Source organism: Allobosea sp. GW821-FHT03A12 (genome assembly GCF_058986765.1).
Genome location: NZ_JBYSVZ010000006.1, coordinates 102,698 through 120,203 on the forward strand (window position 1 = coordinate 102,698; position 17,506 = coordinate 120,203).

Annotated in this window: 23 protein-coding genes and 1 other RNA gene; 11 read left to right on the forward strand and 13 right to left on the reverse strand. The window is 67.6% G+C overall.

Annotated elements, in window-relative coordinates; genetic code table 11:
• The first annotated feature begins 78 nt into the window (after nucleotides 1–78).
• Nucleotides 79–1,053 (forward strand): cysteine synthase A, encoded by a 975-nt coding sequence (gene cysK, locus AC3WLC_RS22775; protein ID WP_493686197.1) that lies wholly within the window; start codon nucleotides 79–81, stop codon nucleotides 1,051–1,053.
• Nucleotides 1,050–1,502 (forward strand): GNAT family N-acetyltransferase, encoded by a 453-nt coding sequence (locus AC3WLC_RS22780; protein ID WP_493686198.1) that lies wholly within the window; start codon nucleotides 1,050–1,052, stop codon nucleotides 1,500–1,502. Before cysK ends, AC3WLC_RS22780 begins: the two co-directional genes overlap by 4 nt.
• A gap of 5 nt (nucleotides 1,503–1,507) precedes the next feature.
• On the opposite strand, the gene AC3WLC_RS22785 is transcribed toward AC3WLC_RS22780, so the two are convergent.
• From AC3WLC_RS22785 to AC3WLC_RS22825, 9 genes are all read right to left on the reverse strand, one after another.
• The gene (locus AC3WLC_RS22785) at nucleotides 1,508–2,359 is read right to left on the reverse strand and encodes a VOC family protein (protein ID WP_493686199.1); all 852 of its coding nucleotides are present in this window, start codon (nucleotides 2,357–2,359) and stop codon (nucleotides 1,508–1,510) included.
• A 157-nt stretch (nucleotides 2,360–2,516) separates the two neighbouring features.
• Nucleotides 2,517–2,792: a hypothetical protein gene (locus AC3WLC_RS22790; protein WP_493686200.1), complete on the reverse strand. Its 276-nt coding sequence runs from the start codon at nucleotides 2,790–2,792 to the stop codon at nucleotides 2,517–2,519.
• Between the two features lie 25 nt (nucleotides 2,793–2,817).
• Nucleotides 2,818–3,483: a ribosome biogenesis GTP-binding protein YihA/YsxC gene (gene yihA, locus AC3WLC_RS22795; protein WP_493686201.1), complete on the reverse strand. Its 666-nt coding sequence runs from the start codon at nucleotides 3,481–3,483 to the stop codon at nucleotides 2,818–2,820.
• A 9-nt stretch (nucleotides 3,484–3,492) separates the two neighbouring features.
• Nucleotides 3,493–4,125, reverse strand: coding sequence for a CatB-related O-acetyltransferase (locus AC3WLC_RS22800; RefSeq protein ID WP_493686202.1), 633 nt, complete (start codon nucleotides 4,123–4,125; stop codon nucleotides 3,493–3,495).
• 129 nt (nucleotides 4,126–4,254) lie between these two features.
• Nucleotides 4,255–6,150, reverse strand: coding sequence for a membrane protein insertase YidC (yidC, locus tag AC3WLC_RS22805; protein ID WP_493686203.1), 1,896 nt, complete (start codon nucleotides 6,148–6,150; stop codon nucleotides 4,255–4,257).
• Between the two features lie 40 nt (nucleotides 6,151–6,190).
• Nucleotides 6,191–6,565, reverse strand: coding sequence for a ribonuclease P protein component (gene rnpA, locus AC3WLC_RS22810; RefSeq protein ID WP_493686204.1), 375 nt, complete (start codon nucleotides 6,563–6,565; stop codon nucleotides 6,191–6,193).
• A gap of 56 nt (nucleotides 6,566–6,621) precedes the next feature.
• A complete protein-coding gene (rpmH, locus tag AC3WLC_RS22815) occupies nucleotides 6,622–6,756 on the reverse strand; it encodes a 50S ribosomal protein L34 (protein ID WP_038364779.1) in 135 nt (44 codons plus the stop codon).
• Between the two features lie 210 nt (nucleotides 6,757–6,966).
• Entirely contained in the window at nucleotides 6,967–7,173 is a 207-nt protein-coding gene (locus AC3WLC_RS22820; protein WP_493686206.1) for a hypothetical protein, read from the reverse strand.
• Complete coding sequence (locus AC3WLC_RS22825) at nucleotides 7,170–7,913, reverse strand: COG4280 domain-containing protein (protein ID WP_493686207.1); 744 nt, start codon at nucleotides 7,911–7,913, stop codon at nucleotides 7,170–7,172. Before AC3WLC_RS22825 ends, AC3WLC_RS22820 begins: the two co-directional genes overlap by 4 nt.
• Before the next feature lie 126 nt (nucleotides 7,914–8,039).
• Between AC3WLC_RS22825 and AC3WLC_RS22830 the strand changes: the two genes are divergently transcribed.
• The 5 genes from AC3WLC_RS22830 (at nucleotide 8,040) to recR (ending at nucleotide 11,790) form a co-directional block, all read left to right on the forward strand.
• A complete protein-coding gene (locus tag AC3WLC_RS22830) occupies nucleotides 8,040–8,603 on the forward strand; it encodes a Chromate resistance protein ChrB (RefSeq protein ID WP_493686208.1) in 564 nt (187 codons plus the stop codon).
• Between the two features lie 49 nt (nucleotides 8,604–8,652).
• An RNA gene (ffs, locus tag AC3WLC_RS22835) (signal recognition particle sRNA small type) lies at nucleotides 8,653–8,749 on the forward strand.
• Between the two features lie 124 nt (nucleotides 8,750–8,873).
• A complete protein-coding gene (locus AC3WLC_RS22840) occupies nucleotides 8,874–10,739 on the forward strand; it encodes a DNA polymerase III subunit gamma/tau (protein ID WP_493686209.1) in 1,866 nt (621 codons plus the stop codon).
• Between the two features lie 19 nt (nucleotides 10,740–10,758).
• Nucleotides 10,759–11,079: a YbaB/EbfC family nucleoid-associated protein gene (locus AC3WLC_RS22845; RefSeq protein ID WP_137882796.1), complete on the forward strand. Its 321-nt coding sequence runs from the start codon at nucleotides 10,759–10,761 to the stop codon at nucleotides 11,077–11,079.
• A gap of 105 nt (nucleotides 11,080–11,184) precedes the next feature.
• On the forward strand, nucleotides 11,185–11,790 hold the full coding sequence (gene recR / locus AC3WLC_RS22850) for a recombination mediator RecR (protein ID WP_493686210.1): 606 nt from the start codon (nucleotides 11,185–11,187) through the stop codon (nucleotides 11,788–11,790).
• Nucleotides 11,791–11,797: 7 nt separating this feature from the next.
• On the opposite strand, the gene AC3WLC_RS22855 is transcribed toward recR, so the two are convergent.
• Nucleotides 11,798–12,085 (reverse strand): hypothetical protein, encoded by a 288-nt coding sequence (locus AC3WLC_RS22855; protein WP_493686211.1) that lies wholly within the window; start codon nucleotides 12,083–12,085, stop codon nucleotides 11,798–11,800.
• 212 nt (nucleotides 12,086–12,297) lie between these two features.
• On the opposite strand from AC3WLC_RS22855, the gene dapD reads away from it, so the two are divergent.
• Nucleotides 12,298–13,140: a 2,3,4,5-tetrahydropyridine-2,6-dicarboxylate N-succinyltransferase gene (gene dapD, locus AC3WLC_RS22860; protein ID WP_493686212.1), complete on the forward strand. Its 843-nt coding sequence runs from the start codon at nucleotides 12,298–12,300 to the stop codon at nucleotides 13,138–13,140.
• Nucleotides 13,141–13,159: 19 nt separating this feature from the next.
• The gene (locus AC3WLC_RS22865; protein ID WP_493686213.1) at nucleotides 13,160–13,753 is read left to right on the forward strand and encodes a hypothetical protein; all 594 of its coding nucleotides are present in this window, start codon (nucleotides 13,160–13,162) and stop codon (nucleotides 13,751–13,753) included.
• Nucleotides 13,754–13,771: 18 nt separating this feature from the next.
• On the opposite strand, the gene AC3WLC_RS22870 is transcribed toward AC3WLC_RS22865, so the two are convergent.
• Both AC3WLC_RS22870 and AC3WLC_RS22875 read right to left on the reverse strand, forming a co-directional pair.
• The gene (locus AC3WLC_RS22870) at nucleotides 13,772–14,326 is read right to left on the reverse strand and encodes a DUF1269 domain-containing protein (protein ID WP_346358473.1); all 555 of its coding nucleotides are present in this window, start codon (nucleotides 14,324–14,326) and stop codon (nucleotides 13,772–13,774) included.
• A gap of 142 nt (nucleotides 14,327–14,468) precedes the next feature.
• Entirely contained in the window at nucleotides 14,469–15,962 is a 1,494-nt protein-coding gene (locus AC3WLC_RS22875) for an MDR family MFS transporter (RefSeq protein WP_493686645.1), read from the reverse strand.
• Nucleotides 15,963–16,122: 160 nt separating this feature from the next.
• On the opposite strand from AC3WLC_RS22875, the gene AC3WLC_RS22880 reads away from it, so the two are divergent.
• Together AC3WLC_RS22880 and AC3WLC_RS22885 are read left to right on the forward strand one after the other, a co-directional pair.
• Nucleotides 16,123–16,500, forward strand: coding sequence for a hypothetical protein (locus AC3WLC_RS22880; protein WP_493686214.1), 378 nt, complete (start codon nucleotides 16,123–16,125; stop codon nucleotides 16,498–16,500).
• Nucleotides 16,500–16,997 (forward strand): KH domain-containing protein, encoded by a 498-nt coding sequence (locus AC3WLC_RS22885; RefSeq protein ID WP_493686215.1) that lies wholly within the window; start codon nucleotides 16,500–16,502, stop codon nucleotides 16,995–16,997. The genes AC3WLC_RS22880 and AC3WLC_RS22885 overlap by 1 nt, the downstream gene beginning before the upstream one ends.
• Here AC3WLC_RS22885 and AC3WLC_RS22890 read toward each other — a convergent pair.
• A complete protein-coding gene (locus AC3WLC_RS22890; RefSeq protein WP_493686216.1) occupies nucleotides 16,994–17,455 on the reverse strand; it encodes a winged helix-turn-helix transcriptional regulator in 462 nt (153 codons plus the stop codon). The two genes, AC3WLC_RS22885 and AC3WLC_RS22890, sit on opposite strands and share 4 nt — an antisense overlap.
• Between the last annotated feature and the right edge of the window lie 51 nt (nucleotides 17,456–17,506).

Sequence of the window (17,506 nt, forward strand, 5' to 3'; positions counted from 1 at the left end):
TCTGTAATTTGATGCTAGCCTGAACGCTCGTTCTTGATCCAAGACTGACCGCCAAGACCATCAGCAAGGGAGGCCGCCATGGCCGATGCAGCGCAGAAGCCCGCCCATATCCCCGGTCGCGGCCGCGTCTACGACTCGATCACCGACACGATCGGCGACACCCCGCTGGTCCGCCTGAACCGCCTGCCGGCCGAGCGCGGCGTCAAGGCGACGATCCTGGCCAAGCTCGAATTCTTCAACCCGATCTCCAGCGTCAAGGACCGCATCGGCGTTTCGATGATCGATGCGCTCGAGGCCTCCGGCGCGCTCAAGCCCGGCGGCACGCTGATCGAGCCGACCTCGGGCAATACCGGCATCGCGCTCGCCTTCGTCGCCGCCGCGCGCGGCTATCGCCTGATCCTGGTCATGCCCGAGACGATGTCGCTGGAGCGCCGCAAGATGCTGGCCTTCCTCGGCGCCGAGCTGGTGCTGACGCCCGGTCCCGGCGGCATGCGCGGCGCCGTGGCCAAGGCCGAGGAGCTCAAGAACGAGATTCCGGGCGCGATCATCCCGCAGCAGTTCGAGAATCCGTCCAACCCGGCGATCCACCGCAAGACCACGGCGGAGGAGATCTGGAACGACACCAATGGCGCGGTCGACATCGTCATCTCCGGCGTTGGCACCGGCGGCACCATCACGGGCGTCGGCCAGGTGCTGAAGGCGAAGAAGGCGTCGGTGAAGATGGTTGCGGTCGAGCCGGAGGATTCGCCGGTCCTGTCGGGCGGCCAGCCCGGCCCGCACAAGATCCAGGGCATCGGCGCCGGCTTCGTGCCGGGCATCCTCGACCGCAGCGTCATCGACGAGGTCGTCACCGTCGGCAACCAGACGGCGTTCGAGACCTCGCGGGCGCTCGCCAAGGCCGAGGGCATCCCGGCCGGCATCTCCTCCGGCGCAGCGATTGCCGCGGCCCTGGAGGTCGGAGCCCGGCCGGAGAACGCCGGCAAGACGATCGTGGTGATCATCCCCTCCTTCGCCGAGCGCTACATCTCCAGCGCCCTCTTCGAGGGGCTGTGACGCAAACGAGCCTGCAGATCGTCCGGATCGGCGAAGCCCTGCCGGACGATCTGCCCGCCTTGCAGGATGAGGCGGCGGCCGAGGGCTACCGCTTCGTCGAGGGAATCCTGGAAGAATGGGATGCCGGCCGCTACGCTGGCGAGGACGAGCGCAACACGCTGCTAGCCGTCTATCGCGAGGGCATGCTGGCGGCGATCGGCGCCGTAACGCCCGATCCCTATGACCCCGCTCCCGATCTCTTACGCATCCGCCACGTCTATGTCCGGCCGGGCAACCGGCGCGAGGGCGTCGGCCGCGTCCTCGCCAGCGCCCTGATCCAGCAGGGCCTTGCGCTGGCGCCGCGGCTCTCGCTCAACGCCGCCGATGCCGGCGCCTCCGCCTTCTGGGAGGCGATGGGCTTTCGGCCAGATAGCGGCGGTACCCGCCGCAGCCATCTGCTGGAGCGCTGAAGAACTCAGCCTCGAAGCGTGATCCGATTGCCCCAGGGGTCGACCGCAGAGGCTGCATCGCCGCCGGAGGCCGCCAAACGCCGGCTCACGGCCGCATGCGCCTCGTCATCGCGCGCGACGAGCTCGAAGCTCGCCAGGCCCGCCTCATTGTCCCGGCGCGGGCCGGCGCCGCGGCTGTGCCAGGTATTGGTCGCGATGTGGTGGTGATAGCCGCCGGTCGCCATGAAGCTCGCACCGGGATAGTGCACCATCACCTCGAAGCCGAGCGCATCGCGATAGAAGCCCTCGGCCTGCGCGACATCGCCGACGCGTAGATGGATATGGCCCATCACCGTGCCCTCCGGCATGCCGGCATAGGCGCGGGGCTCAGCGTCACGCAGCAGCGCATCGAGATCGAGCCGCTCCGTCGCCATGGCGATGCGGCCACCGTCGAGCCGCGGCCATTCGGGGCGGCTGCGATCGCGATAGATCTCGATGCCGTTGCCCTCGGGATCGGAGAGGTAGAGCGCCTCGCTGACGAGATGGTTCGAGGCGCCTTCCAGCCCGACGCGCGTCTCCGCCGCATGCCTGAGCCAATTGCCGAGATCGCGGCGCGAGGGCAGCAGGATCGCCATATGGAACAGGCCTGCGGCCGAGGACGGGTGCTGCGCACCGGCTTCCAGCTTCACCAGCGGCTCGCCGCCGGCGCCGAGCACGGCATGATCGGCATTCTGCTCGATCACCGAAAGCCCGATCGCATCGCGATAGAAGGCCGTCAGCCCGGAAAGATCGCGCACACGCAGTGAGACCGCGCCGATATGGACGGGAGCGTCGAGCGCTTCATTGCGATTGGCCAACGTCTCTGTGGCTGCGGACATGGGGTTGCTCCAGACTTGCGGGCGGCAACGCCGCCCCCAAGTAAGATGGGGCTTTCAACCGCGCTTGTCGCCCCTGGGCACGGCAAGTCCGAGATTGCGCATAAGCAATGAAAAAACATTCGATTGCGATATTGAACGGCTTCTGCGAGCTGGCATGTCAGCGCTGCTGCCTGAGCGCACCGACGAATTCGACCACCGGATGGATGCTCGGAGTCTCGGCCGCCAAGGCCTCGAGCGCCGCAGCGATATCCATGCAGTCCGCCGGCGTGAGCGCACGCAAATTCGACGACACCTTGTTGTAGGAGGCTGTTCCGCGGCTTGCGATCGAGCGGTTGATCACGAAGGTCTCGGTCGTCCCGTCCAGGCGCTCGACGAAGAGGGCGAGCGAGCCGCCATCGGCTGCCGCAGCGCTGTCTGTCACCGCCTTGAACATGTCGCTCTCCGGGACTCGCGACGGGTTACGCCCGCTCCGCCAGCGCCCGCGCGATCGCCCCCCGGAATTCGGGGATGCCGAGTCCCTTTTCGCTGGAGGTCAGCAGCACCTCGGGGAAGGCGGCAGGCCGACGCTTGATCTTCGCGGCGGTCGCCTCGATCACCGCCTCCTGCTCGGACTTCTTGAGCGCATCGCCCTTGGTCAGGATCACCTGATAGGAGACGGCGGCCTTGTCGAGCGTTTCCAGCACGTCCCCGTCGACGTCCTTGATGCCGTGGCGGGCGTCGATCAGCACGTAGACGCGCATCAGATTGGCGCGGCCGCGCAGATAATCGTGGATCAGCTTCGTCCAGGCCGCAACCTTCTCCTTGCCGACGGCGGCATAGCCATAGCCGGGCATGTCGACGATGGTCAGGCGCTCGTCATGGCCGACCTGGCGGAAGAAGTTGAGCTGCTGGGTGCGGCCCGGCGTGTGCGAGGTGCGCGCCAGGGCGTTGCGACGGGTCAGCGCGTTGATCAGGCTCGACTTGCCGACATTGGAGCGGCCAGCGAAGGCGATCTCCTGGCCGACCATGGGCGGCAGGTCGTCGATCCGGGTCGAGGCCCAGACGAAATCCCATGGCCCCTCGAAGAGTTTTCGGGCGGATTCGAGTTCGTCGTCGCTGAAGGGCGTGGTCTGGTCAGATGTCATCGCCCCTGCCTACACGGCGGCGCGCAGCGCGTCGATGTCCGCGCCGGCGATCAGGGGCAGGTTGCGCGCGATCTTTTCGGGCTCCCAGTCCCACCAGCGGATTTCGAGCAGGGCCGTGATCACCTCCGGCGGAAAGCGCAGCTTCACGACATGGCCGGGATTTCCGACGACGACGGCATAAGGCGGCACGTCGCGGGAGACCTGCGCACGGGTGCCGATGATCGCGCCGTCTCCGATCGTGACGCCCGGCATGACCACCGCCTCGCGGCCGATCCAGACGTCGTTGCCGATCACGGTGTCGCCGCGCAAAGGCAGGCCGTCGCGGGTGAAGTCGGGCACGTTCTCGAAGCCGAACATGCCGAACGGATAGGTCGAGAAGCCGCCCATCGGATGGTTGGCGCCGTTCATGATGAACTGCGCCGCCTGGGCGATCGCGACGAACTTGCCGATGATCAGCCGGTCGCCGATGAAGTCGAAATGATAGCGCACGCAGCGGGCGAGGAAATGCTCGGGACCGCGCGAGTCGTCGTAATAGCTGTAGTCCCCGACCTCCACGAGCGGATGGTCGACCACCGCCTTGAGGAAGGCCGTGCCCTTCCAGCCGGCGATCGGATGGCGGGTTTTGGGATCGGGTAAGGGCATGGCGCGGCACTAAGCACATCGCCAGCGCCGGGGACAAGCCGCACAGCGGCGCAAAAAGCAAAACGCCGGAGCCAAGGAGGCATCCGGCGTTTTCCGTCTCGTCGTGGCGGGGGGCTTACGCCCCGTGCCTCACTTCTTGTTGCTGTTCGCGGGCTTGGGCGGCGTGGCGCCGGCGGTCGCAGCAGCCGGCTTCTTGCCGAACAGGCCCTTGAGGTTGTCCCACAGCTCGATCTTCACGCCGTGCTTCCTCATGATGAAGCCCTGCTGGAGGACCGAGAGCAGGTTGTTCCAGCTCCAGTAGATCACCAGGCCGGCCGGGAACGAGCCGAGCAGGAAGGTGAAGAACACCGGCATCCAGGTGAACATCATCTTCTGGACCGGATCCGGCGGCTCCGGATTCATCTTCATCTGCACGAACATCGTGATGCCCATGATGATCGGCCAGATGCCGAGATGCAGCATGGCCGGCGGCGTGAAGGGCAGGAGGCCGAACAGATTGAAGAGATTGGTCGGATCGGGCGCGGCAAGGTCGCGGATCCAGCCATAGAACGGCGCGTGCCGCATCTCGATGGTGATGAACAGGATCTTGTAGAGCGCGAAGAAGACCGGGATCTGCACCAGCACCGGCCAGCAGCCGGCGAGCGGGTTGATCTTCTGGGTCTTGTACAGCTCCATCAGCGCCTGCTGCTGCTTCATCTTGTCGTCAGCATAGCGCTCGCGGATCGCCATCATCTCCGGCTGCACCGCCTTCATCTTCGCCATCGAGGCGTAGGACTTGTTGGCGAGCGGGAAGAACAGGCCCTTCAGCAGGACGGTCACGACCAGGATCGCGATGCCGAAATTGCCGACATGCTTGTAGACCCAGTCCATCACGTAGAACATCGGCTTCGTGATGAAATAGAACCAGCCCCAGTCGATCATCAGCTCGAAGCGCTTGATGCCCTGGTTCTTCTCGTAGCCGTCGATCGCCGCGACTTCCTTGGCGCCGGCGAACAGGCGCGAGGAGGCGGTGGCCGAGGCACCGGGGGCGACATTGACGGCCTCGCCGAGGAAGTCGGCCTGGTAGGTGCGCACCGCGCCGGTCTGCACCGAGGAGTAGCGGCCCTCGTATTTCTTGCCCTGGTCGGGGATGGCGGCGGCGGCCCAGTACTTGTCGGTGATGCCGACGAAGCCGCCGACCACGTCCTTCCAGGCCTTGCCATGCGTCGCCGAGCCGAGCGCCGGCTCCTTGTCGATGGCGTCGTAGGTGTATTCCTGCAGGCCCTGGTCGCCGAGTGAGCCGATCATGCCCTCGTGCAGCACGTAATAGCCGAGCGTCTGCGGCTTGCCGACGCGCACGACCTGGCCATACGGGTAGAGCGAGACGGCGTTCGCGCTCTTGTTCTCGACCTCGTCGCGGATCGTGAACATCGCATTGTCGTCGACCGAAATAGTGCGCTTGAACAGCAGGCCCTGGCCGTTGTCCCAGGTCAGCGTCACCGGCTTGGCCGCAGTCAGGACCTCGCTGTCGGCGGTCCAGACCGTTTTGGCGTCGGGGAGCGCGACATTGGCGCCCGGCCCGGCGACCCAGCCGAAGTCGGAGTAGTAGGCGTTCGGCCCGCCGGCCGGCGAGAACAGCACGATGATCGGGCTCTTCGGGTCGACCGTCTCGTGATAGGCCTTGAGCGAGACGTCGTCGACGCGTGCGCCGGTCAGCGAGAGCGAGCCGGCGATCTTGGGCGTGTCGATCCTGAGGCGGGGGCCCGCAGCGAGCGCCGCCTCGCGGGTCGCGGCGACGGGAGCCGCCGTGACCGGCGTCTGGCCGGGCTGTGCCGGGGCGGCGCCGGCGGCAGGAGCCGGTGCAGTACCAGGGGCGGCCGGCGCGCCGGCAGGCTGCGTCGCCTGCTGGGTCTGCGTCTGCTGGTTCTGCTGGGCGATCTGCTTCTGCTTCTCCGCCTGCGGCAGGCCGTAGAAATATTGCCAGCCGAGCAGCACGACGACCGAGAGCGTGATCGCCAGCAGCAGATTGCGGTTGTCTTCTTTCATCATCCGTCTCGGAGGCAGTCTCGCGGGCCCTGACGGGCCTCTAAGAGGCTTTGCGGGGGGCGGAGCGGCGCTTGCCGCCACCGGCTGGGCGGGCGCGGTCGAACGCGACCGAAAGGTCGGCGACCATCGCGGTGAAATCGGCCTGGACGGTCTCGGGCCGGGCGACGATCACGAGATCGCAGGGCTTGCCGATCTGCTCCGCGAGGGCGAGGGCAGCGGCAGCGCGCAGGCGACGGCGGATGCGGTTGCGCACCACGGCGTTGCCGGTCTTGCGCGAGGCCGTCAGCCCGAGGCGCAGGCCCTCCTGGGCCGGCTTGTCGAGCACCTGCACGGTGAAGGCGGACGAACGAAAACGGCGGCCGTGCTCGGCCGCCGCGAGAAAGTCCTTGCGTTGCGTCAGACGGGCGAGGCGCATGGCGGTTGGCCAGTCTTCCGGAACGGGCGCGCCAGAAACGCGCGCCTTTGGGCTCATCAGGCCGACAGACGCTTGCGGCCGTGGGCGCGACGAGCGGCGATGACCTTGCGGCCGCCCTTGGTCGCCATGCGGGCGCGGTAGCCGTGACGGCGCTTACGCACCAGCTTGCTGGGTTGATAGGTTCTCTTCACGGTCCGTCTCCGGGGCCTTGTTCGGCAGGGCAAGCGCGGCTTTCGCGGGAAAGCCGATGCCTGCCAGGCCTGTCGTGCAAAAAGGGTCCGCGCCGCCCGGTAGGCAGCGCAGGTCGCGGGCTTATGGCGGATGGGGGACCCCGAGTCAATGCCGAAGACGCATCCTGCGACGAAGCCGCGCGCTCGCCCTGCGGGATCCGGACCGGGCGCTCAGCGCTCGCGCGCCCGCAGCGCGCTCGCCACCAGGACCATGATGCAGCCGACCAGCAGAACGGCGCCTGTCACGAGCGCAGGCAGCGCCAGCCAGAAAGCCGAGAGCGCCGCGAGGCCGACGACGCCGAGCACGGCGAGTGCCAGGAACTCGTCGTCGACAAAGAGACCGACGAGCTCGCGGCAGATCGATTGGAGCAGATTCATCGGGCGGGCTCCATGACGAGGCGGCGCAGCAGCGCGGTGGTGGTGATCCCGACAGCGAGGAACAACGCGACGAAGGCCAGGATGGCGAGGTCGTGCCCCGGCCACGGCACACCGAGCCCTTCGCCCGTCCAGTAGACGCCGAAGGCCGAGAGCATGACCCCGACACCGAATTTCAGCGTGTTCTCCGGCACCCGCGCGAGCGGCTTGTGGACGACGACGCCGATCGCGAGCACGAGCAAGCAGGCGGCGAGCGCCCCTAGGCTCGCCGGCCAGACGAGGCCGCGCCCGGCACCGACCGCGATGACGATGAACACGACCTCGATGCCCTCCAGCACCACTGCCTTGAACGCGGTCAGCCCGGCGATCCAGTCATGGTGCCGGCCCGACGGCCCGGTCTGGGCGAGTGCCGTGGCCTGCTTCGAGAAGGCCGCGTCCTCGTCATGCAACGGGACGATTCCAGCCGACCGCAGGATTGCCTTGCGCAGCCAGCGCAATCCGAACAACAGCAGCAGCACTCCGATTGTCAGCTGCAACGCCTGCAGGGGAACCCGTTCGAGAAGCGGGCCGAGGCCAAGCACCAGCGCAGCCAGCACCGCGAGCGCCGCCGCCGCTCCGGTCAGAGCCGGCCGCCAGCCCCGCACCATCCCCACCGCAAGCACGATGGTGAAGGCTTCGACCACCTCGACCAAGGACGCAAGGAAAGCGGCGGAGATCGCGGGAAAGGCTGTAGCCCATGTCATGTCGATTGCCTCCCGAGGCAGCGGGAGGCTGGTCAACAGCTCCCATGACCGTCACAATGGAACCTACGTAACATAACGGCCAGTCACATATCTGTGTAACGACCGTAACATTAGTTAGGTTCATCCATGTCCTTGGAATGGCTTCTCCTCACCTACAAGCTCCCTGCCGAGCCGGCGCGGCGGCGTGTCTCGGTCTGGCGCAAGCTGAAAGGCATGGGCGCGATCTACCTGCAGGGCGGCGTCTGCCTGCTGCCGAAGACCGACGACCATCTGCGCCGCCTCAAGGTGCTGGAGAACGAGATCACCGAGGCGGAGGGGGAGGCGCTGCTGCTCGCGACCACTGGGCTCGACCAGAAGCAGCAGGATAAGATCATCGCCCGCTTCAACGCCGACCGCGACGACGAGTACAAGGAGTTCATCGAGAAATGCGTCGCCTTCGAAGTGGAGATCGCCGAGGAGACCCGTGTCCGGCACTTCACCTTCGCGGAACTGGGGGAGAACGAGCAGGAGCTGATCAAGTTCAAGACCTGGATCGAGAAGATCCGGAAGCTCGATTTCTACAGGGCGCCGCGCGGCGGCGAGGCTACCGAACGGCTGGCGCGTTCCGAGACGATCCTCGACGCCTACGCCCAGAACGTCTTCGCGGCCCAGGAGGAAAACCGCCCGAACGGGCAGACCAAGCAGGATTGAAGCGCAGAGCCGGGTTGCGCTGTGGCTCGACATGCACAATATAGCGCCCGGGAGGTTGGCGAGGGACGTCTCACTCGCCAACCCGGTCAGGTCCGGAAGGAAGCAGCCGTAACGAGACCGAACGGGTCTTCGTCCAACCTCCTACTTCAGCGCAAGCATTGGCTGCGCTCGATATGCGTGAACCGCGCTCCCTCACATTCCTGACGTGTTCGCGCCCTCCTATGACAGAGCGGCGTTGACCGGCGCGCCGCGATTGGCGAAAGCAGGGGCATGACCGACGAGACCGTCCCCGCCGACGAGCCGGGTTTTCCCGGCATGGCCTTGGGCCCAGCCCCGGCCGCTGCGCCCGCCGGCTATCGCGTGCTGGCGCGCAAATACCGGCCGGCGCATTTCGGCGACCTGATCGGCCAGGACGCCATGGTCCGGACGCTGACCAACGCCTTCGCGGCCGGCCGTATCCCGCAGGCCTGGATGCTGACCGGCGTACGCGGCGTCGGCAAGACCACGACGGCGCGCATCCTCGCCCGCGCCCTGAACTACCAGAACGCCGACGGCAGCGGCGCCCCGACCACCGACCTCTCGCAATTCGGCGTGCATTGCCAGGCGATCGTCGAAGGCCGGCACATCGACGTGATGGAGATCGACGCCGCCTCGAACAACGGCGTCGACAATGTCCGCCAGATCAACGACGCGGTGCGCTACGCCCCGGTCTCGGCGCGCTACAAGGTCTACATCATCGACGAGGTCCACATGCTCTCGGGAGGCGCCTTCAACGCCTTCCTGAAGACGCTGGAGGAGCCGCCGCCGCACGCAAAATTCATCTTCGCAACCACCGAGATCCGGAAGGTTCCGGTGACGGTGCTGTCGCGCTGCCAGCGCTTCGATCTGCGCCGCGTCGATGCGGCGCTGCTGGTCGGGCATCTCGACAAGATCTGCCGGGCGGAAGGCATCGAGGCCGAAGAGGAAGCGCTCGCCGCCGTGGCACGCGCCGCCGAGGGCTCGGTGCGTGATTCGCTCTCGATCCTCGACCAGGCGATCGCCCATGCCGGCGGCCGGATCACGCTGGAGGAGGTCCGCAGCATGCTCGGCCTCTCCGACCGGGCGCGCGTCATCGACCTGTTCGAACTGGTGATGAAGGGCGACATAGCGGGGGCGCTGACCGAGCTTCGGGCGCAGTACGACGCCGGCGCCGATCCGGCGGTCGTCCTCTCCGACCTCGCCGAGTTCAGCCATCTCGTCACCCGCCTCAAGCTGGTGCCGGATGCCGCCAAGGATTCCAGCCTGTCCCAGGCCGAGCGGGTGCGCGGCGCCGATTTCGCCCAGCGCCTGTCGATCCGTGTGCTGGCGCGGGCCTGGCAGATGCTGCTGAAGGCGATCGGCGAGGTCCGCCAGGCCGACCGGCCGGTGATGGCGGCCGAAATGGCGCTGGTGCGCCTCGCCCATGCTGCCGACCTGCCGACACCGGACGAGGCGCTGCGGATGCTGCGCGACGGCAGCGGCCAAGGAACCGGCAATGGCGGCGGCAACGGCTCGCCTGCGCCGCGTCCGCCTTCGGGCGGCGGCGCGACCGCGCTCGCGGCCCGTCCGGTGCTGGCCAGCGCCAATCCGATGCCGACCGCGGCGCCGGCCGCGCAGCCGCGCGCCAGTGCCCTGCCCCAGCCGCAGAGCTTCGAAGAGGTCGTCGCGCTCGCCTCACGCCATCGCGACATCACGATGAAGCTGGCGCTGGAGCGCGATGTCCGGCTGGTGCGCTTCGAGCAGGGGCGGATCGAGTTCGCTCTGGCCGAGCACGGCAATCGCCTGCTCGCCAACGACCTGTCGAAGCGGCTGAAGGAATGGACCGGCCAGACCTGGCTGGTCGCCATCGTCAATGCCGAGGGCTCGGCGACCCTGCGCGAGCAGGCGATGGCGGCCCGCGACAAGCGCGAGAACGATGCGGCGAATCATCCGGCCGTCCGCGCCGTGATGGAGCGCTTCCCGGGCGCGCGCATCGTCGATGTCCGCGATCCCCGCGCCGCCGAAGCCGAGGCGTCAGCCACCGCCACAGGCGGCGACGAGGACCTGCCCGAATTCGAGCCGCTCTTCGACGACAGCGAGCCCGATTTCGACGGCATCGAGTTCTTGACCGACAACTGACCGCAAAGGGAGCGCCGCCATGCGCGACATGATGGGCCTGATGAAGCAGGCACAGGACATGCAGAAGAAGATGGCCGAGATGCAGGCCCAGCTCGACACCCTCGAATTCGAGGGCTCGGCCGGCGGCGGCCTGGTCAAGGTGGTGATGACCGCCAAGAACGTGCTGAAATCGGTGAAGATCGACCCGAGCCTGATGGTTCAGGGCGAGGAGGAGATTCTCGAGGATCTCGTCATCTCCGCCAGCAATGATGCCCGCAACAAGGCCGAGCGCTCGGTGCAGGAGCGGATGGCCGAGGTCACCCGCGGCCTGCCGATCCCGCCCGGCATGAAGCTGTTCTGAGCTAGAGCAGCGTCATGTTCGGGTAAGGCCCGAGCATCTCTCGCAGAAGAGCCCTCTTGTCCTGAGATGGTCGGCCCGAGGCCGACCATGACGCCCTAGAGACCCATGTCGAAAGCCATCGCCGGCCCCGAGATCGAGCGCCTGATCCAGCTCTTGGCCAAGCTGCCGGGCCTGGGCCCGCGTTCGGCCCGTCGCGCCGCGCTCCATCTCGTCAAGAAGCGCGAGCAATTGCTCGGCCCCCTCTCGGAGGCGATGGCGGTGGCGCGCGAGCGCATCGTCGTCTGCTCGACCTGCGGCAATGTCGACACCAGCGACCCCTGCGGGCTTTGCCGTGATCCGCGCCGCGACGACAGCCTGATCGTCGTCGTCGCCGATATCGCCGATCTCTGGGCGCTGGAGCGCTCGGGCGCGGTCGGCGGACGTTATCACGTGCTCGGCGGCGTGCTCTCGGCGCTCGACGGCATAAGGCCGGAAAACCTCTCGCTCGACGCACTGGTGGCGCGCGCCTCGGAACCTGCGGTGAAGGAAGTGATCCTGGCGCTCAACGCCACGGTCGAGGGCCAGACCACGGCGCATTTCATCACCGACCTGCTGGCACATCTTCAGGTCAAGGTGACCAAGCTCGCCCATGGCGTGCCGGTCGGCGGCGAGCTCGACTATCTCGACGACGGCACGCTGGCGGCGGCGATCCGCCAGCGCACGGGTTTCTGAGGCGGTCTCAATCGTCCCAGGGCGAAGCGTTCTTGCAGCGGTAGCCGACGAAGCATTGCGGCGTATCGCGGGCCGGCACCCAGGCTGGAAAAACAGTTTCGTCGAACTGGCAAAAGCTGCGGTCGCGCACGAAGCGGTCATAGGTGTAGCCGCCGGTGCCGAGCACGATCGCACCATTGGCGATAACGCTCTGGCGGTTGGCCTCGCAGCTGCGCGCCGGCGATTGCGGCCGCCCCTGCGCCTGCGCCGCGCCTACGAAACCGAGGACGAGAAGAGCAATCAGGGTCCGGGCCATCTTCGCCTCCGCCACGTTAAGCCTGTTCGCATTGTAACATGGATGGGCTGCCAGCGATCCCGCTTTGCCTTGACGGCGCCGCGGGCTTCCGCCATCGCTCAGCCCGTCACGCTCGGGTCCGTCCCGAGCCGCCACGTCTTCCCCTTTTCATCCGCGTCCGCCAGGCGTGGATGGTCGGCACGAGCCCGACCATGACGAGAGAGAGCCGCTCCATGTCCCTGACCGACCTCGCCGCCACCATCGACGCCGCCTGGGAGAACCGGGCCGAGATCGGCCTCGGCACCAAGGGCGCCGTGCGCGAGGCCGTCGCGCAGGCGATCGAGCTGCTCGATTCCGGCCAGGCCCGCGTCGCCGAGAAGGTCGGCGGCGACTGGATCACGAATCAGTGGCTGAAGAAGGCGGTGCTGCTCTCCTTCCGTCTCGCCGACAACGAGATCATGGCGCACGGCCCGGGCGACGGCGTGTTCTGGGACAAGGTGCCGTCGAAGTTTGCCGGCTGGGGCGAGAACCGCTTCCGCGCCGCGGGCTTCCGCATCGTGCCGCCGGCGGCGGCGCGCAAGGGCTCCTATCTTGCCCCGAACGTCATCCTGATGCCGTCCTTCGTCAACATCGGCGCCTATGTCGATTCCGGCACCATGGTCGACACCTGGGCTACGGTTGGCTCCTGCGCCCAGATCGGCAAGAACGTCCATCTCTCGGGCGGCGTCGGCATCGGCGGCGTGCTTGAGCCGCTGCAGGCCAACCCGACGATCATCGAGGACAACTGCTTCATCGGCGCCCGCTCCGAGGTGGTCGAGGGCGTGGTCGTCGGTGAGGGCTCGGTGCTCGCCATGGGCGTGTTCATCTCGGCGACGACCAAGATCGTCGATCGCGCCACCGGCCAGGTCCATGTCGGCAAGGTGCCGCCCTACTCCGTCGTGGTCGCCGGCTCGCTGCCGGGCAAGCCGCTGAATGACGGCACGCCCGGCCCCTCGCTCTACTGCGCCGTGATCGTCAAGACGGTCGACGCCCAGACCCGAGCCAAGACCGGCATCAACGAACTGCTGCGCGACTGAGGATGGCGGGGCGGAGCCGATGAAGACGCTTCTGAGCGCCGCTTTCCTCTCCTTGTTTTCCCTGGCATCGACGACAGCGCAGGCCGAGCCGGTCGCGTTGACCCTGAAGCTCGTCGACGAGGCCGGCAAGCCGCTGGCCGGCCGCAGCGTTCGGGTCGCGATCGGTTCGGACGCCGAGATCAGCGCGCCCGGTGCCGGGCAGCAGCTCTCCACGGATGCGGGCGGCGTCATCCGCATGCAGGGCGAGGCGGCGATCGATCGCCGCAGCGTCTCCTCGACCAGCATCTATACGCGTCACCCGGCCGAGCATCTCATCATCGGGGTCGAGCTCGATCTGATCGGCCGGCGTGCGCTCTACCGGGTCAGGCTCGATCAGACCAAGGCCGGCACGGTCGGCCAGATCAACGCCTTCCTGGCCGGAGCGGGCGGCCGCTTCGACCAGCCGCTCGCCTTCCACGCCGACACGCAGAGCTGGAGCCTGCCCGACGACCCCGCCGGCCTGCGCCTCACCGGCATCGGCGCCGAGCTCGAGGCGCAAAGCATGACGGGCTCGGCCGAGACCGGCCGCACCATCACCCTCACCATCGCCAAGCAGAGCTTCAAGCGGCGGTAGCGGAAGCCGGTCCTCGACTCAGGCGCCGGGGATCGGGTTCGGCGTCGGCTCGGTCGAACCCGGCGCCAGCTCCTGCCGCTGCGCCGCCGGCGAGGCGGCGAGCGCGTCGCGCAGCGCCTGTTCCTGCGAGTGGTCGAGCGAGGTCTTCAGCACGACGCCGCCAGTGCCCTTGATCGCCTCGAGCACCTTGTCGCCCGTCATCTTCTGGATCAGCACGAAGAGCGCGGCATTGCCCGGCTGCAGGCTGGCGGACAGCTCCTTCATGAAGGCGTCATTGACGCCGTAGTCGCTCAGCGCGCCACCGAGCGCGCCGGAGGCCGCGCCGATCGCTGCGCCGAAGATCGGCATCAGGAAGATCGCGCCGATCAGCAGCCCCCAGAAGCCTCCCGAGGCCGCCCCGAGCGCGGTGGTGTTGAGCAGCTGGTTGAGCTTGACCTTGCCGTCCTCGTGCATCACCGCGATCGCGGCGTCGCTGATCTGGATCAGGTATTCCTTCTGCAGGCCGAACAGCTTCTGCCGCATTTCCTCGGCCCTGGCTTCGGTCGGATAGACGATGACGACGAGATCGGACATGGCGCACTCCTCTGACGCGACGAGACAAGCTGCCGCCGCTCTGTGACGGGCTTGCGGCAAACGCGCGACGAGGCGGCCCGTTCCGTAAGGCATGAGCATCGGATTGGTCCGAAAAGTGGATCCCACTTTTCGGTCCGATGCCCTACTCCCCCGCCACCTCCTTCGCAGCCGCGAGGGCCGAACCGCGCAGCGGCAGCTCCTTCATGCGTAGCAGGAAGAGCAGCGCGAGGGCGAATCCCGCGAAGCTTGCAGCAAAGACATAGCGGAACAGACCGACCATGGTGGCGCGATCGACGCCGCCGGCCTTGAGCGTCTCGGCCGAGAGCCCGGGGCCGCTGGCGCCGAGGCCGCCGAGCACGATCGCGCCGAAGATGGCGACGATCAGCGCCCCGCCGATCTGGCGGAAGAAGTTCGCCGTGCCGGTGACCGTGCCGAGCTGGTGCATCGGCACCGCGTTCTGGATCGAGACGGTCGCGACCGGCAGGAGCATGCCGAAGCCGACGCTGATCAAGGCGAGGACAAGCCCGAAGGCCCAGAGCGGCAGCTGGTCGCCATAGGCGATCAGCACGGCCGTGCCGACGAGCGCGAGGCTCAAGCCCGCGACCGGCACGCGCTTGTAGTGGGTCAGCTTGCCCATCGCCCGACCGGAGGAGGTCGCGCCGAAGACGGTGCCGCAGGTCAGGGGGATCAAGCCGAGCCCGGAATTGGCGGCGGACAGGCCCATGACCGTCTCGAAATAGAGCGGCAGGTAGATGGTGAGGCCGATGAACGTGCCCATGCCGAAGCCGGCGGCGACGGTGGCATTGCGCACCACCGGATTGGCCAGGACCGTCAGCGGGATCAGCGGCTCGGCCGCCGTGCGCAGGCGCCAGGCGAAGCAGAGCCAGAGCAGGACCGAACCAGCGACCAGCCCGAGGATCGGCGGCGAGCCCCAGGGATAATGCGTACCGCCCCAGGACAACGCTAGCAGCAGCGTCATCGTCGCCCCGGTCATCAGCAGCGCGCCGAGCACGTCGAGCTTGTGCGGCCGCTCATGCCGCGGCAGGCGCTGCAGGGCCTTGTCGGTCATCCAATAGGCACCGAGTCCGAGCGGCAGATTGATCCAGAAGATCACCGACCAGTGCAGCGCCTCGGCGATCATGCCGCCGAGCACCGGCCCGAGCAGCGAGGAGGTGAAGAAGACGCTGGCGAAATAGACCTGGTACTTGCCGCGCTCCTTGGGCGGGACCATGTCGCCGACGATGGTCTGCGCCATGGCCATCAGGCCGCCGCCGCCGAGCCCCTGCACGAAGCGGGCGGCGACCAGCAGCCAGAGCGACGGCGCCAGCGCGCAGGCGACCGAGCCGATCACGAAGATCACGATGCCGCCGAGCATGGTGACGCGCCGGCCATGGATGTCGGCGAACTTGCCGTAGAGCGGTGTCACCGCGGTCGCGGCGAGCAGATAGGCAGTGACGACCCAGGGCAGATGAGCGACGTCGCCGAGTTCGCGGCCGATCGTCGGCATCGCGGTCGCGACGATGGTCTGGTCGAGCGCCGCCAGAAACATGGCGAGCATGGTCCCGATCAGGATCGACCGGATATCGGCATGGGAAAGCGCCGCCTGCGCCGGCGGCGTCTCGACCCGCTTGTCCATCGGCACCTGTCCGTCCTGTGCTTGGGGAATGCCAGAGGATAAGGCTCGGCTTGGCTATGCGCCAGAGTCGGGGACGCAAGGCCGCCGCGAAGTGGGTGCAGCCCTGGATTCGCGCGAGCCACATGCTGCGGCTAGCATGGGCCCTCCACTGCGAGGGATTATGCGCGCGCATCTGCTCCTGGCCCTGTTGCCGATGATGCCGATCGCCGCCGAAGCGCTCGAGCTGACCGGCCGCTATGGCTATGCCGGCGAATGGGCGGTGACGGCGACGCTCGCCGCGGCGGAGCCCGCCGCTTCCAAGCGCAAGCGCGATTTCGCCGGACCGGTGACCTTGAAGCATCTCGCCATGTGCGGGCCGGGCGAGGTCGCCGAGAAAGCCGGCACGCTCAACCTGCGGCGCGATGGCCAGCGCTATGCCGCGATTCTGGTGATCGGCGAGGAGAGCTGTGCGGTCACCGGCACCCTGGCCGAGGATGGCGTCGCCTTCGCCGATTGCGGCAAGGCCGGAAAAATCCCGCTCAGGCTCTGGTTGAAATGATGCATCTGCGCTGTCTCGTCACTCTGGCGGCTGTCCTCGCCTGCAACGCCGCCTGGGCCGATACGCGTCCTTCGCTGTGCCAGGCTGGCGAGGTGGCGATCTTCTCCTGCGCCATCGGCGGCAAGGTCGCCTCCCTCTGCGCCTCCCGCGATATCGGTCCGAGCCAGGGCAGCCTGAGCTATCGCTTCGGCCGCAAGGACGCGATCGAGCTGACGCATCCGGACAGGCCTTTGCCGCCGGACCAGGCTTTCAGCACTGCCGCCGTCGGCGATGCCGGCTTCGCCGGCGATATCGTCCGCTTCAGCCGCGGCGAGACCCGCTACACGCTGTACTCGATCATCGTGCGGGGACAGGGCGAGCGCGACGGCATTCGCATCGCCAGAGGCGGCCGCCGGATCGCCGACCTCAGATGCAAGGATTTCGCGCTCGGCGCCGATGCCTGGAAGCTGCTCTATCGCGCCAAGCTGCCCAAAGCGGAGCCGGCCTCGCTCGACTAGCCCCCCGCCTCCTGCTCCGGCACCTTCAGGATCATCGCACCCTCGGCATCGATCGGCCTGCCATCCTCGGTCTGCACGGTCAGCGTGACTTTGCGACCGCTGTCGCGCTCGATCAGCGAGGAATGCTGCTCGCCTGGCCCGAACAGATGCTGCTCGCCCCATTGCCTCAGCGCCACCATCACCGGGAAGAGATCGCGACCCTTGGCGGTCAAACGGTATTCCTGGCGTGCCCCGCCGGTCGCGGCCGGGACGGCTTCGAGGATGCCGCGCGCGGTCAGCGTGCGCAGCCGCTCGGAAAGGATGTTGCGGGCGATGCCAAGGCTCTTCTGGAACTCGCTGAAGCGGGTCATGCCGTCGAAGGCGTCGCGCACGATCAGCAGCGACCACCAGTCGCCGATCGCGTCGAGCGCCCGCGCGCTTGGGCAATAATCGCTGACCAGGCTGCGGCGCTTCACCATCGTTGCGACGCTCTCCTCAAGGCTCCGTGATCGCTCTTCAGTTGCAAGATA

Excerpts from the sequence above, each read along its gene's own strand:
- AC3WLC_RS22785 (WP_493686199.1), bottom strand. The coding sequence starts at position 2,359 with ATGTCCGCAGCCACAGAGACGTTGGCCAATCGCAATGAAGCGCTCGAC.
- AC3WLC_RS22800 (WP_493686202.1), bottom strand. The coding sequence starts at position 4,125 with ATGCCCTTACCCGATCCCAAAACCCGCCATCCGATCGCCGGCTGGAAG.
- recR (WP_493686210.1), top strand. The coding sequence starts at position 11,185 with ATGTCGAAAGCCATCGCCGGCCCCGAGATCGAGCGCCTGATCCAGCTC.
- AC3WLC_RS22885 (WP_493686215.1), top strand. The coding sequence starts at position 16,500 with ATGCATCTGCGCTGTCTCGTCACTCTGGCGGCTGTCCTCGCCTGCAAC.
- AC3WLC_RS22825 (WP_493686207.1), bottom strand. The coding sequence starts at position 7,913 with ATGACATGGGCTACAGCCTTTCCCGCGATCTCCGCCGCTTTCCTTGCG.
- AC3WLC_RS22855 (WP_493686211.1), bottom strand. The coding sequence starts at position 12,085 with ATGGCCCGGACCCTGATTGCTCTTCTCGTCCTCGGTTTCGTAGGCGCG.
- AC3WLC_RS22845 (WP_137882796.1), top strand. The coding sequence starts at position 10,759 with ATGCGCGACATGATGGGCCTGATGAAGCAGGCACAGGACATGCAGAAG.
- dapD (WP_493686212.1), top strand. The coding sequence starts at position 12,298 with ATGTCCCTGACCGACCTCGCCGCCACCATCGACGCCGCCTGGGAGAAC.
- AC3WLC_RS22880 (WP_493686214.1), top strand. The coding sequence starts at position 16,123 with ATGCGCGCGCATCTGCTCCTGGCCCTGTTGCCGATGATGCCGATCGCC.
- AC3WLC_RS22890 (WP_493686216.1), bottom strand. The coding sequence starts at position 17,455 with ATGGTGAAGCGCCGCAGCCTGGTCAGCGATTATTGCCCAAGCGCGCGG.
- AC3WLC_RS22865 (WP_493686213.1), top strand. The coding sequence starts at position 13,160 with ATGAAGACGCTTCTGAGCGCCGCTTTCCTCTCCTTGTTTTCCCTGGCA.
- AC3WLC_RS22790 (WP_493686200.1), bottom strand. The coding sequence starts at position 2,792 with ATGTTCAAGGCGGTGACAGACAGCGCTGCGGCAGCCGATGGCGGCTCG.
- AC3WLC_RS22820 (WP_493686206.1), bottom strand. The coding sequence starts at position 7,173 with ATGAATCTGCTCCAATCGATCTGCCGCGAGCTCGTCGGTCTCTTTGTC.
- yidC (WP_493686203.1), bottom strand. The coding sequence starts at position 6,150 with ATGAAAGAAGACAACCGCAATCTGCTGCTGGCGATCACGCTCTCGGTC.
- yihA (WP_493686201.1), bottom strand. The coding sequence starts at position 3,483 with ATGACATCTGACCAGACCACGCCCTTCAGCGACGACGAACTCGAATCC.
- cysK (WP_493686197.1), top strand. The coding sequence starts at position 79 with ATGGCCGATGCAGCGCAGAAGCCCGCCCATATCCCCGGTCGCGGCCGC.
- rnpA (WP_493686204.1), bottom strand. The coding sequence starts at position 6,565 with ATGCGCCTCGCCCGTCTGACGCAACGCAAGGACTTTCTCGCGGCGGCC.
- AC3WLC_RS22870 (WP_346358473.1), bottom strand. The coding sequence starts at position 14,326 with ATGTCCGATCTCGTCGTCATCGTCTATCCGACCGAAGCCAGGGCCGAG.
- AC3WLC_RS22830 (WP_493686208.1), top strand. The coding sequence starts at position 8,040 with ATGTCCTTGGAATGGCTTCTCCTCACCTACAAGCTCCCTGCCGAGCCG.
- AC3WLC_RS22875 (WP_493686645.1), bottom strand. The coding sequence starts at position 15,962 with ATGGACAAGCGGGTCGAGACGCCGCCGGCGCAGGCGGCGCTTTCCCAT.
- AC3WLC_RS22840 (WP_493686209.1), top strand. The coding sequence starts at position 8,874 with ATGACCGACGAGACCGTCCCCGCCGACGAGCCGGGTTTTCCCGGCATG.